Below are 13,413 nucleotides of genomic sequence, written 5' to 3' on the forward strand. Positions count from 1 at the left end.
CACATACTGCTCATTCAACGGGATGATCCGGTCCTTCGACCGCGCGAGCGATGCCGTGGGCGGCCGTGTGCAGCGCCTGCACGACGGCGGAGGGATCCACCGGGGCCAGGGCTCGATCGGCGACGATGCCGAGACCTGCGATCACCGAGCCGTCGGCGGCGTGGACGGGCACGGCGATCCCTGTGCGATCCGGCTCCAGATTGCCGGTCTGCACGCAGTGACCGCTCGCGCGGATCTCGCGCAGCACCTGCTCGAGCTGCTCGGGCCCACCCTGCGGCAGCTGCTCGCCGCGCTCGAGCACGCGTCGGGCGTGGTCGCGGCGCTGCGCCTCGGGCAGCCCCGCCAGCAGCACCAGTCCGGTCGCCGAGAGGTGCAGCGGAAGCCTCCCCGCCACCGCGGAGCTGATGGGGCGGGTGCCGGGCTGGGAGAGCCGCTGCACGAACAGGACCTCGTCGCCCTGGATCCGGCCGAGCTGGACATGCTGTCGCAGCGCCGATTGGACCCCGTGCAGGAACGGCGCGGCCGCCGCCGCCAAGGAGGTCTCCGGGGCCGACCGGGTGGCCAGCTCCCACAGCCGGGTCCCCACCGAGTAGGAGCCCCCCGCCCCGCGCGTCAGCCAGCCGGCTGCCGCCAGATCGGCGCACAGGCGATGGGCGGTGGCCGGGGGCAGGCCCGTGCGGCGCGCGATCTGCGCGGAGGTCAGCCGGGGCTGGTCGCGCCCGAAGGCGGCCAGCACCCGGTCGAGGCGCACGAGCACGGAGTCTCCGGAGGACGAATTGGCCATGTCCCGGATTCTCCCCCGCTCGGGCCAGGATCAGCGGACGGTGAAGGCCCGGCTGGTCGCCGTGATCGGCAGGATCCTCCCGAGACCGGTGCGGCGGTCGCCCTGGTAGACGAAGCGGTAGGTGCCGGCAGCGCCTGCGGGCACGGTCCACTCGAGGGTCACCAGCGAGCGCCAGAACAGCTTGTCCTCCCAGCGGAACCGGGGGTCGAAGTCCTGGTCGTCGCGGAAGCGCTGCCAGGCGCCGTCCACCTGGCGCTCGAGCACCAGGTAGGAGCCGCCGTGGCGGACGTTGTTGTTCGGATTCGCCCCCACGAACACGGCGCGGGCGACCTGCCCGGCGGTGACGTCGACCGGCTGCGTCCAGACATCGCCGAAGGCCCGCATCGGCATGGGCAGGTCCGCGCCGTCGGCTCCCTGCAGGGAGCGCAGCGCCGTGGCCGACTCATCCCGCGGAACGGGGCCCAGGGCCACCTCCGTGTCGTCGACAATCGCCCGGGCCAGCCCGTCGAGGATCTGGCAGTACGCGGCCGCCGAGTGCTTGCCGTAGATCGTGGCCCCGCCCTCGTACTGCTGCGACTCGTACTCCCAGCGCGTCGTGACGTAGTGCGTGCAGCCGTTGGAGGTCGCCTGGATGATGACATCGCGCTCCTGCGCGCCGGTGGCCTCAGCGACCGCCCTGCGGTACATCACACCCACGGCGGCCGTGACCTCGCCGGGCATGACCGCCAGCCACAGCCGGCCCAGGCGGATCAGCTGCACCGGGACCTGCTGCTGGACCCAGCCCATGGCCCCGACGGACAGCAGGGTGGACTTGGGCGCCTGGATGGCCGCCTCGTAGCGGTCGACCCGATAGCGCCATGAAGCCAGCGTGGCCGAGAAGGGGTTGTTCCACAGCCCCTCGCTGAAGATGCTCGGGCCCGGGCCGTCCTCCTGGGATCCGGCGCCGAAGGCCGTGCCCAGGATCGCCCAGCCCGTGCGCTCGGTGCGTCCCGTGCCGGAGAACTCCGGTCGCACCTGATAGCCGCGCATGTCCACGTAGGTGATGCGGCTGGCGACCCCCGAGCCCACCGGGTCCCCCGCCGAGGCGAGCTGGGAGCGCACGGCATCGGCCTGGCGCGTGCCGATCTCCCGCGTGTTCTCGAACTCGTCGTCGGTGGGCCCGCTGCCCGGGCTCAGGTTCAGGTTCGGGCTGATGTCGCCGGAGTTCGAGTTGGCGAACGCCCCCACGAACTCCGCTCGCTGCTGCGCCGTGAGGTGCACGCCGTGGTCCAGGCGCTCGAGGGCGTACTCGGCGCAGCCCTTGTTGTCCTCCGAGACCAGGCGGTTGGTGTTCGTCAGCGAGGTGCTGTGGGTCGCGTACCAGTTCACGACGGCGTCGACCGCTCCCCCGCGCTCCATCCGCAGCGTGGTCGAGGAGGTGTCCAGGCCGTCGGGCAGCGCCGAGCGCAGCTCCTCGGGGTTCAGGCGGAAGGCCTCCATGGACCGGTTGACCCCCGCATCGGCCAGCTCCGAGCGGCTCACTCGCAGTCTGCCCTCCGCCCGGTCGGCGTCTGCGGCCACGATGCCCTCGACCTGCGCCTCGAAGACCTGGGGCTGGAAGCCCAGCGTGGTGATGTTCTGCAGCTCGTCGACTCCGGCGCCGCCCGGAGTGGCATGGGTGTGAGCGGCTCCCAGGCTGACCGTGGCCTGCGACCAGCGCCATGTGCGAGCCGTCGGCCGGGTCCTGGATGACGAAGGCGCGGGCGTGCTGGCGAATGTGGACGCCGAGCCCCAGCTTGCTCGTGGACCCGTAGCCCAGAAAGCCCACCCCGGCGAGCCTGCCGGTGATGTCACGCACCACGCGTCCGCTCAGGAAGCGGCCGTCCCCCTCGCCGCCGGGAGCCGCCGCAGCACCGAGGGCACCCAGCCCGACCTGCCTGCGCGACGGGCCGCTGAAGCCCTCGCTGTCGGCCTCGGCCCGCGCCCGACGCCGGGGGCTCGACGCGGTCTCGACGGCGCTGCGCTGGGAGCGAGCGGAACGACGGGCGGAGGGCGCGCCGGATGTCGCCTCGTGAGTGGACCGTGCGGCGTCATGATCGGGGGATGGCGGAAGCCCCGCCCCTGCAGGTGCAGGGACGGGGCTTCCGCCTGGGACGCTCAGCGTCCGGGTCCGATCTCGCGGCGGCATCTCAGCTCAGCGCCGAAGTGCCGCCGATCGATCAGTTGGCGCCGAAGTCGTAGTCCTCCAGCGGGATCGCCTGGAACTCGCCCAGCGACGAGTCGTCGGCGTAGGAGAAGTCCGCGTACGCGCCGCTGTCCGTGAACAGGGCGGCCTTGGCCTCCTCGGTGGGCTCCACGCTCACATCGTTGTAGCGAGCCAGGCCGGTGCCGGCCGGGATCAGCTTGCCGATGATCACGTTCTCCTTCAGGCCCACCAGCGGATCCGACTTGGCCTCCATGGCGGCCTGCGTGAGCACGCGGGTCGTCTCCTGGAAGGAGGCGGCCGACAGCCACGAGTCCGTGGCCAGCGAGGCCTTGGTGATGCCCATCAGCTCCGGACGGCCGGCGGCCGGACGCTGCTGGGAGGTCACCGCCTTGCGGTTGGCCTCGCGGTAGCGGACGTCGTCCACGAGCTCGCCCGGCAGCAGGTCGGTGTCGCCGGACTCGATGACCGTGTTGCGACGCAGCATCTGCCGGACGATGACCTCCACGTGCTTGTCGTGGATGCCCACGCCCTGGGAGCGGTACACGCCCTGGACCTCGTCCACCAGGTGCTTCTGGGCCGCACGGCGACCGCGGATGCGCAGGACCTCCTTGGGGTCCACCGCACCGGCCACGAGCTGCTGGCCGACCTCGACGGACTCGCCGTCGGCCACGAGCAGCTTGGCGCGGCGCAGCACTGGGTACGCGAAGTCCTCGTCCCCGTTGTCCGGGGTGATGACGACGCGCACGCCCTTCTCGGTGTCCTCGATCGTGGCGCGACCGGCGACCTCCGAGATCGGCGCGACGCCCTTGGGCGTGCGGGCCTCGAAGAGCTCCTGGATTCGCGGCAGACCCTGCGTGATGTCGCCGTCCGAGGAGGCGACGCCGCCCGTGTGGAACGTGCGCATGGTCAGCTGCGTGCCGGGCTCGCCGATCGACTGCGCGGCGATGATGCCCACGGCCTCGCCGATGTCGACCAGCTTGTTGGTCGCCAGCGAGCGGCCGTAGCAGGCCGCGCACACGCCGACGGCGGAGTCGCAGGTCAGCACCGAGCGCACGCGGACCCCGTCCACGCCGGCGTCGAAGATCGCCTTGATGAGACCGTCCGAGAGGTCCTGGCCCGCCTGGGCCACGATCTCGCCGTTCGCATCGGCCACGTCCACGGCCAGCACACGGCCGTGGATGGTGTTCTCCACCTCGGCGTCCAGCACGCGCTGACCCGTCTCCGAGGTCTCGGAGACCGGCAGCGTCAGGCCGCGATCCGTGCCGCAGTCGCCCTCGCGGACGATGACGTCCTGGGAGACGTCGACGAGACGACGGGTCAGGTAGCCCGAGTTCGCCGTGCGCAGCGCGGTGTCGGCCAGGCCCTTGCGGGCGCCGTGGGTCGCGATGAAGTACTCCAGCACCGTCAGGCCCTCGCGGTACGAGGACTTGATCGGACGGGGCATGATCTCGCCCTTGGGGTTGGCCACCAGGCCGCGGATGCCCGCGATCTGACGGACCTGCATCCAGTTGCCTCGTGCACCCGAGGAGACCATCCGGTTGATGTTGTTCAGCCGGCCGAGGTTCTCGCGCATGGCCGCAGCAACCTCGTCGGTCGCCTTGGTCCAGATGTCGATCTGCTCGGTGCGGCGCTCGTCGTCGTCGATCAGACCGGTCTCGTACTGGGTCTGGATCTTGGCGGCCTGGGCCTCGTAGCCCTCCATGATCTGGGGCTTGGACGGAGGCGTCGCGATATCCGAGATCGCCACCGTGATGCCCGACCAGGCGGCCCAGTAGAAGCCGGCGTCCTTGAAGTTGTCGAGGGTCTGCGCCACGACGCCCATCGAGTTCTCCTCGGCGAGGTCGTTGACCAGGCGCGAGAGGCTCTTCTTGTCCGCGACTCCCTCGAACCAGGGGTGCCCGGCGGGCAGCTGCTGGTTGAAGATGACGCGGCCCAGGGTGGTCTCGACCGTGGCGGTGTCGCCCTCGGTCCAGCCCTCCGGAGCCTCCCAGCCCTCACCGGGGACGAAGTCCTCGATGCGGACCTTGATCGGCGCGTTGAGGTGCAGCTTGCGGGCGTCGAAGGCCATGACGGCCTCGGCCACCGACGAGTAGCTCTCCCCGGCCCCGACCTCGTCCTCGCGGACGGTGGTCAGGTGGTACAGGCCGATGATCATGTCCTGCGAGGGCAGGGCGATCGGCTTGCCGTCCGACGGCTTGAGGATGTTGTTCGACGACAGCATCAGCACGCGCGCCTCGGCCTGGGCCTCCGGCGACAGCGGCAGGTGCACGGCCATCTGGTCGCCGTCGAAGTCCGCGTTGAACGCCGAGCACACGAGCGGGTGCAGCTGGATGGCCTTGCCCTCGACGAGCTGCGGCTCGAAGGCCTGGATGCCCAGGCGGTGCAGGGTGGGGGCGCGGTTGAGCAGCACCGGGTGCTCGGTGATGACCTCTTCCAGGACGTCCCACACCTGCGGGCGGAAGCGCTCGACCATCCGCTTGGCCGACTTGATGTTCTGCGCGTGGTTCAGATCGACCAGGCGCTTCATCACGAACGGCTTGAACAGCTCGAGCGCCATCTGCTTGGGCAGACCGCACTGGTGCATGCGCAGCTGCGGGCCGACCACGATGACCGAGCGGCCCGAGTAGTCCACGCGCTTGCCGAGCAGGTTCTGGCGGAAGCGGCCCTGCTTGCCCTTGAGCATGTCCGACAGCGACTTGAGCGCGCGGTTGCCCGGGCCCGTGACGGGACGGCCGCGACGGCCGTTGTCGAACAGGGAGTCCACAGCCTCCTGGAGCATGCGCTTCTCGTTGTTCACGATGATCTCGGGGGCGCCGAGATCCAGCAGGCGCTTCAGGCGGTTATTGCGGTTGATCACGCGGCGGTACAGATCGTTGAGATCCGAGGTCGCGAAGCGGCCGCCGTCGAGCTGGACCATGGGACGCAGCTCCGGCGGGATGACCGGGACGGCGTCCAGGACCATGCCCAGCGGCGAGTTGTCCGTGGACAGGAACGCGTTGACGACCTTGAGGCGCTTCAGGGCGCGCGACTTGCGCTGGCCCTTGCCCGTGGCGATGGTCTCGCGCAGGGCCTCGGCCTCAGCAGCCAGGTCGAAGGTCTCGAGGCGCTTCTTGATCGCCTCGGCGCCCATGGAGCCCTCGAAGTACATGCCGAAGCGGTCCTGCAGCTGGCGGTACAGCGCCTCGTCGCCCTCGAGGTCGTTGACCTTGAGGTTCTTGAAGCGCTCCCACACGCGGTCGATCGAGTCGATCTCGCGGTCGGCGCGCTTGCGCACGTTGGCCATCTGGCGGTCGGCGGCATCGCGCAGCTTGCGCTTCTCGGCGGCCTTGCCGCCCTCCTTCTCCACCTCGGCCAGATCGGTCTCGAGGTCCCCGGCGATGGCGACGACGTCGGCATCGCGCTGGTCCTCGAGGGCCTTCTTCTCGCGGTCGATCGAGGCCTGGAGGTTCGGGAGGTCCTCGTGGCGGGCCTCCTCATCGACCTTCGTGACCATGTAGGCCGCGAAGTAGATGACCTTCTCCAGGTCCTTGGGCGCCAGGTCCAGCAGGTAGCCCAGACGAGAGGGCACGCCCTTGAAGTACCAGATGTGGGTCACCGGAGCGGCGAGCTCCAGGTGCCCCATGCGCTCGCGGCGCACCTTGGCACGGGTCACCTCGACGCCGCAGCGCTCGCAGATGATGCCCTTGTAGCGCACGCGCTTGTACTTGCCGCAGGCGCACTCCCAATCGCGGGTGGGGCCGAAGATCCTCTCGCAGAAGAGCCCGTCCTTCTCCGGCTTGAGCGTGCGGTAGTTGATGGTCTCGGGCTTCTTGACCTCGCCGTAGGACCAGGAGCGGATCTGGTCGGCCGTGGCGAGGCCGATGCGCATGAGGTTGAGCGAAGAATCGTTGGACATGAGGATCCTTGATCCCTTTCTAAGCAGTCTTCAAAAAGAGTGGGCGGTCGACGTGAAGAGGTGATCAGACCTCTTCGACCGAGCTCGGCTCGGAGTGGGACAGGTCGATGCCCAGCTCTTCAGCGGCGCGGAAGACCTCGTCATCCGCATCGCGCATCTCGACGGTCTGGCCGTCGGCCGAGAGGACCTCGACGTTCAGGCACAGGGACTTCATCTCCTTGATGAGGACCTTGAACGACTCGGGAACACCCGGCTCCGGGATGTTCTCGCCCTTGACGATCGCCTCGTAGACCTTCACGCGGCCGTGCACGTCATCCGACTTGACGGTCAGGATCTCCTGCAGCGTGTAGGCGGCGCCGTAGGCCTCCAGTGCCCAGACCTCCATCTCGCCGAAGCGCTGGCCGCCGAACTGGGCCTTACCGCCCAGGGGCTGCTGCGTGATCATCGAGTACGGGCCGGTCGAGCGGGCGTGGATCTTGTCGTCCACCAGGTGGTGCAGCTTCAGGATGTACTGGTAGCCGACCGAGATCGGGTCCGGGAACGGCTCGCCGGAGCGGCCGTCGAACAGCTGCGCCTTGCCCGTGTGGTTGATCAGGCGATCGCCGTCGCGGGTGACGTTGGAGTGATCCAGCAGGTCGAAGATCTCGTCCTCGCGGGCACCGTCGAACACCGGGGTCGCCACGTTGGTGGGGCCGGTCTCCTTGGGGAAGTCCGTGAGGTGATCCAGCCACTGCGGGTCGCCCTCGACCTTCCAGCCCTGCTTGGCCAGCCAGCCGGTGTGGACCTCGAGCACCTGGCCGAGGTTCATGCGCCCGGGCACGCCCAGCGGGTTCAGGATGACGTCGACGGGGGTGCCGTCCGCCAGGAAGGGCATGTCCTCCAGGGGCAGGATCTTGGAGATGACGCCCTTGTTGCCGTGGCGCCCGGCGAGCTTGTCGCCGTCCGTGATCTTGCGCTTCTGCGCGACGTAGACGCGCACGACCTGGTTGACGCCGGCCGGGAGATCGTCCGAATCCTCGTCGCGGTCGAAGACGCGCACGCCGATGACCGTTCCCGACTCGCCGTGGGGCACCTTCAGGGAGGTGTCGCGGACCTCGCGGGACTTCTCGCCGAAGATCGCGCGCAGCAGGCGCTCCTCCGGGGTCAGCTCGGTCTCGCCCTTGGGCGTGACCTTGCCGACCAGGATGTCGCCGGCCTGGACCTCGGCGCCGATGTGGATGACGCCCCGCTCGTCCAGAGCCGAGAGCACCTCCTCCGACACGTTGGGGATGTCGCGCGTGATCTCCTCGGCACCGAGCTTGGTGTCGCGGGCATCGATCTCGTGCTCCTCGATGTGGATCGAGGTCAGGACGTCGTCCGAGACCATGCGCTGGGACAGGATGATGGCGTCCTCGTAGTTGAGGCCCTCCCAGGACATGTAGGCCACGAGCAGGTTCTTGCCCAGGGCCAGCTCGCCGTGATCGGTCGACGGGCCGTCGGCCAGCACGGTGCGCGGTTCGACGCGATCTCCCTCGGAGACCACGACGCGCTGGTTGTACGTGTTGCCCGGGTTGGAGCGCACGAACTTGCCGATCGTGTACTCCTTCTCGGTGCCGTCGTCGTTGGCCACGATCACGTGATCGGCGGCCACCTCGGTGACCACGCCGGCCTTGACGGCCAGCACGGAGTCGCCGGCATCCATGGCGGCGTAGCGCTCCATGCCGGTGCCCACGAGCGGGGCCTCCGACACGAGCAGCGGCACGGCCTGGCGCTGCATGTTGGCGCCCATGAGCGCGCGGTTGGCGTCGTCGTGCTCGAGGTACGGGATCAGGGCGGTCGCCACCGACACCATCTGGCGCGGGGAGACGTCCATGAACTCGACGTCCGCGGGCTCGACCAGCACGGCCTCGCCGGAGCCGTCGGCGGCACGGGCCAGCACGGCGTCCTCGGCGAAGCGCATGTCGTCCGTCAGCGGGGCGTTGGCCTGGGCGATCGTGGCGCCGCGCTCGTCATCGGCCGTCAGGTAGACGACCTCGTCGGTGACGACGCCGTCGCGGACCTTGCGGTACGGGGTCTCGATGAAGCCGAACGGGTTGATGCGGGCGTAGGTGGCCAGCGAGCCGATCAGGCCGATGTTCGAGCCCTCAGGGGTCTCGATCGGGCACATGCGGCCGTAGTGCGACGGGTGGACGTCGCGGACTTCCATGCCGGCGCGGTCGCGGGACAGGCCGCCGGGGCCCAGGGCGGACAGCCGACGCTTGTGGGTCAGGCCCGCGAGCGGGTTGTTCTGATCCATGAACTGCGAGAGCTGGGAGGTGCCGAAGAACTCCTTGATCGCCGCCACCACGGGGCGGATGTTGATCAGGGTCTGCGGGGTGATCGCCTCGACGTCCTGGGTGGTCATGCGCTCGCGCACGACGCGCTCCATGCGGGACAGACCGGTGCGGATCTGGTTCTCGATCAGCTCGCCCACCGCGCGGATGCGGCGGTTGCCGAAGTGGTCGATGTCATCGACGTCGATGCGGATCTCGCGGGTCTCGCCGTCGCGCACGCCCTCGATGGAGTCTCCCCCGGCGTGCAGCGTGACGAGGTAGCGGATCATGGCGACGATGTCCTCGACCGAGAGCACGGAGGCATCCGGATCGGTGAAGGGCTTGTCGATCCCGAGCTTCCGGTTGATCTTGTACCGGCCGACCTTGGCGAGGTCGTAGCGCTTGGGGTTGAAGTACATGTTGTCCAGCAGCTGCTGGGCGGCCTCGACCGTGGGCGGCTCGCCCGGACGCAGCTTGCGGTAGATGTCCAGCAGCGCGTCGTCGCGGGTCTCGGTCGCGTCCTTCTCGAGGGTGGCGCGGATCGAGTCGAACTCGCCGAACTCCTCGAGGATCTTGGACTCGGACCAGCCCAGGGCCTTGAGCAGCACCGTGACGGACTGCTTGCGCTTGCGGTCCAGGCGCACGCCGACCTGATCGCGCTTGTCGATCTCGAGCTCGAACCAGGCGCCGCGCGAGGGGATGATGCGCGCCGAGTAGATGTCCTTGTCCGAGGTGCGGTCCTGGCCGCGCTCGAAGTAGGCGCCGGGCGAGCGGACCAGCTGCGAGACGACGACGCGCTCGGTGCCGTTGATCACGAACGTGCCCTTGTCGGTCATGAGCGGGAAGTCGCCCATGAAGACCGTCTGCTGCTTGATCTCGCCGGTGGTGTTGTTCATGAACTCGGCCTTGACGTACAGGGGGGCCGAGTAGGTGGCGTCACGGTCCTTGCACTCATCGACCGTGTACTTGGGGTCGTAGAACTCCGGCTCCGTGAAGGACAGGGACATGGTGCCCTGGAAGTCCTCGATCGGGGAGATCTCCTCGAAGATGTCCGAGAGGCCAGAGGTGGTGGCGACGCCGGTCTCGCCGGCCTCCAGGGCCAGGCGCAGGCGCTCCTGCCACTTCTCGTTGCCGATGAGGCGATCGAAGCTCTCGGTCTGGAGAGCCAGGAGGTTGGGGACCTCCAGGGGCTCGTGGATCTTGGCGAAGGAGACGCGGCGGGGCACGCTGCCTCCTGCCTGGGATGCGGTGACGGACGAATCGGTGCTCGAGGCGACCAAAGTGAGATTCCTTCCACAGATCTGCAGGTGAATCGCGCGGTTCCCGTCCGGAGGACTCGGAGACGGCCGGAACGCGGCGCTGCGGGCGAGGGGACTGCTCGCACGGGGCGCAGGGTGCCGTGCGAGGATCGATCCGACGCGGGTCGCAGAGCCGGCGGCTCGGGTCCGAGGGGCGCCCACCGCTATATGAAGGCACGCAGAACTCAGGGACGACGCAAAGAAACAGGTTACGTCAAGTCCAGAGCCATTGTCTACCCCTTGTCGAACATCCGTCGGCCTCGGTCGACGGCGGCGCAGCGGCGACCCGTGAGACGACGAGCGCCCCGCCCGGCCGGAGCCGTGCGGGGCGCTGATCCGACCGCAAGACGGTCTGAAGCGAGGTGCGGGCTCAGGCCCGCATGGATCACTTGAGGGTGACGGTGGCGCCGGCGCCCTCGAGCTGCTCCTTGGCCTTCTCGGCGTCCTCCTTGGAAGCGCCCTCGAGGACGGGCTTGGGAGCGCCGTCGACGAGCTCCTTGGCCTCCTTCAGGCCGAGGGAGGTCAGGGCGCGCACCTCCTTGATGACGCCGATCTTCTTGTCGCCGGCAGCCTCGAGGATGACGTCGAACTCGGTCTGCTCCTCCTCGGCGGCGGCGGCGTCGCCACCGGCAGCCGGGGCGGCGGCCACGGCGGCCGGAGCCGCAGCGGTGACGTCGAAGGTCTCCTCGAAGGCCTTGACGAACTCGGAGAGCTCGATGAGGGAGAGCTCCTTGAAGGCCTCGATCAGTTCATCGGTGGTCAGCTTGGCCATGATGTGGCTCCTTCTGGTGTCTGTTCCCGTCGGCCGCATGGGGCGCGGCGCGACGGAGGATGGTTCTGGTACGTGGTGAGTCGACGCTCAGGCGTCGGCAGCGGTGTCCGAGCCGGTCTCCTCGACCTTGGCGCGCAGCGCCTCGGCCGTGCGGACCGTCTTGGACAGCGGCGCCTGGAACAGCGCTGCGGCCTGGGACAGCGAAGCCTGTGCGGCTCCGGCGACCTTGGCCAGCAGGACCTCGCGGGACTCGAGGTCCGCGAGCTTCTTGATGCCGGCCTCATCGAGGGCGGCACCGTCCATGTAGCCGCCCTTGACGACGAGCGCGGGGTTCTCCTTGGCGAAGTCGCGCAGGCCCTTTGCGACGGCGACCGCATCGCCGGAGACGAACGCAATCGCGGTGGGGCCCTGGAGCTGTCCCTCGAATGCGTCGATCCCGGCCTCGCGGGCGGCGATGCCGGCCAGCGTGTTCTTCACCACGGCGTACTCGGCGTTCTCGCCGAGCGAGCGGCGCAGCTGCGAGATCTGCGCCACCGAGAGCCCGCGGTATTCGGTCAGCACAGCTGCAGTGGACGACTCGAAGCGTCCCTTCAGCTCGGCCACCGCGGCGTACTTCTCAGAGTTCGCCATGGCACTCCTTCCTGGTGTGCCGGGCGCCTGCCGTTCGTGCCCCAGACGAGAAAAGCGCCCCGGCAGGAGCCGAGGCGCATCAGGACGCTGACCGCCAGAGGCGGATCAGAGGTCTTGCACGTTCAGGACACCTGCGCTGGACGCCCCGAGGGGCTCTTACGGCGATCCGCTCCGTCCGCTTCGAGGTGAAGCAGGCACGACGGATCCGCGACCGGCGGTCTTTGGATGCCACGAGATTACCCGCTCGCGCAGCCAGCGGCAACTCCATCGCGGCAGCCTCGCCTCAGGCCTCCCCGATCGCCCGCTCCCAGACCGCGGAGCGGCCCACCACGACGGAGCCCAGTCGGCGGTTCACCCAGTTCATGCGGGTGTTGCCGCTGTGCGTCCACACGTAGATCGACTCGACGCCCGGGGTCTCCCGCGCGATCTGACGGAGGTTCTCGAGCTTGAGCCGCAGTCCCAGCCGCCGACCGCGATGCTCCCGCAGCACGACGGTCTCGTCCTGCAGCCCGGCCCCGCGATGGGGACGGGGCACGACGACCTCGGTCATCCCCACGAGCTCGCCGGAGGGGATGTGCTCCATGACGGCCATCAGGGACCGATCGCCGCCGGAGCTGCGCAGCGCCTCGGTGCGCCGGACCCGCTCGGCGTCCCACGGCTCCGGGTCCCACACCTCCGGGGCGGCGAAGGCGTCCGACGGGATCCGCGAATGCAGGCGGGCGAGCGACTCGAGCCACTGCTCCGGCGCCTCGTCCTTCCACACGTGGGTCCGGTAGTCCTCCGCGCCCTCGCTGGCCAGCACATCCTGGCCGAGCCTGCGCATCTCCTCCGGATCCAGGGGGACGGACAGCCGGCTCACGTCCGAGACGGTGCGCAGGGTGTACCCCGCGCGCTGGGCGAAGCGTGTCTGACGATTGGACAGCGGCAGCCGCCCCGAGCCGTCCGAGGCGGTGATCCAGTCCTCGGGGCTGACCTGGGCCATGGTCCCGGTGGGGGATCCGATGCGGCCATCGCCCTGCAGGTCCTCGGGCCCGGGGTGCTCCGACTGGAGCGTGACGCGGCGCCGAGCCTCCGCACCGGAGAGCTGCTCCGCGGCCGCCAGCAGCTCCAGGCCCACTCCCCTGTCCTCGCACTCCGGATCGACCGTCACGAGCACCACGGCGGAGCGGGTGTGCACGACGAGCGGCAGCCGGATCTCGGCGCGCCCCACGAGCCGGTCCTCCAGGAAGGCGCCCAGCAGGACAACGCGCTCCCACGGATCATGGAGGTCGTGGAAGATGTCCTCGGCCTCGTTCGACAGCTGCCCGGTGCCCCAGATCGCCTCTCGCGAGCGGCGCACCAGATCGGCCACCTCGCCCAGGGTGCGCTCGGCGGCCTCGTCGAAGACCTCCGGCGTGCGGATCTGGCGGATCTGGACGGCTTCGCTCGGGAGCACATCGGGCCTTTCGACGGTGAGCGCGCCCGGCTGCGCACGTGCGGCAGGGGCCGCACGGAGGGCTTCGCTCGTCAACGGAAGAGGGGCCCAGTCGCTGTCGACTGGACCCCTCAGGATCATGCA

Annotated in this window: 7 protein-coding genes and 1 pseudogene; all 8 read right to left on the bottom strand. The window is 69.5% G+C overall.

Going from position 1 to position 13,413, the window contains the following annotated elements:
• Positions 1–10 precede the first annotated feature (10 nt).
• The 8 genes and pseudogenes from FFS25_RS05305 to FFS25_RS05335 all read right to left on the bottom strand — a co-directional run bounded on the left by FFS25_RS05305 (position 11) and on the right by FFS25_RS05335 (position 13,290).
• Positions 11–784: an IclR family transcriptional regulator gene (locus tag FFS25_RS05305; RefSeq protein ID WP_058871818.1), complete on the bottom strand. Its 774-nt coding sequence runs from the start codon at positions 782–784 to the stop codon at positions 11–13.
• A gap of 30 nt (positions 785–814) precedes the next feature.
• Positions 815–1,333: a neutral/alkaline non-lysosomal ceramidase C-terminal domain-containing protein gene (locus FFS25_RS14115; protein WP_350870377.1), complete on the bottom strand. Its 519-nt coding sequence runs from the start codon at positions 1,331–1,333 to the stop codon at positions 815–817.
• 24 nt (positions 1,334–1,357) lie between these two features.
• Positions 1,358–2,951 (bottom strand): annotated as a pseudogene (locus FFS25_RS14120) (neutral/alkaline non-lysosomal ceramidase N-terminal domain-containing protein); the annotation flags it as partial.
• A gap of 31 nt (positions 2,952–2,982) precedes the next feature.
• Positions 2,983–6,864 carry a DNA-directed RNA polymerase subunit beta' gene (locus FFS25_RS05315; RefSeq protein ID WP_058871820.1) on the bottom strand — a complete coding sequence of 1,294 codons (3,882 nt, stop codon included), beginning with the start codon at positions 6,862–6,864 and terminating at the stop codon, positions 2,983–2,985.
• Positions 6,865–6,928: 64 nt separating this feature from the next.
• Positions 6,929–10,435: a DNA-directed RNA polymerase subunit beta gene (gene rpoB / locus FFS25_RS05320; protein WP_137802141.1), complete on the bottom strand. Its 3,507-nt coding sequence runs from the start codon at positions 10,433–10,435 to the stop codon at positions 6,929–6,931.
• Positions 10,436–10,838: 403 nt separating this feature from the next.
• Complete coding sequence (gene rplL / locus FFS25_RS05325; RefSeq protein ID WP_006213531.1) at positions 10,839–11,225, bottom strand: 50S ribosomal protein L7/L12; 387 nt, start codon at positions 11,223–11,225, stop codon at positions 10,839–10,841.
• A gap of 87 nt (positions 11,226–11,312) precedes the next feature.
• The gene (gene rplJ / locus FFS25_RS05330) at positions 11,313–11,855 is read right to left on the bottom strand and encodes a 50S ribosomal protein L10 (protein WP_058871821.1); all 543 of its coding nucleotides are present in this window, start codon (positions 11,853–11,855) and stop codon (positions 11,313–11,315) included.
• 283 nt (positions 11,856–12,138) lie between these two features.
• On the bottom strand, positions 12,139–13,290 hold the full coding sequence (locus FFS25_RS05335) for a GNAT family N-acetyltransferase (RefSeq protein ID WP_249933783.1): 1,152 nt from the start codon (positions 13,288–13,290) through the stop codon (positions 12,139–12,141).
• Positions 13,291–13,413 lie beyond the last annotated feature (123 nt).

Origin of the sequence: Kocuria sp. 2SI (genome assembly GCF_005502825.1) — a bacterium.
Lineage (GTDB): Bacteria > Actinomycetota > Actinomycetes > Actinomycetales > Micrococcaceae > Kocuria > Kocuria palustris.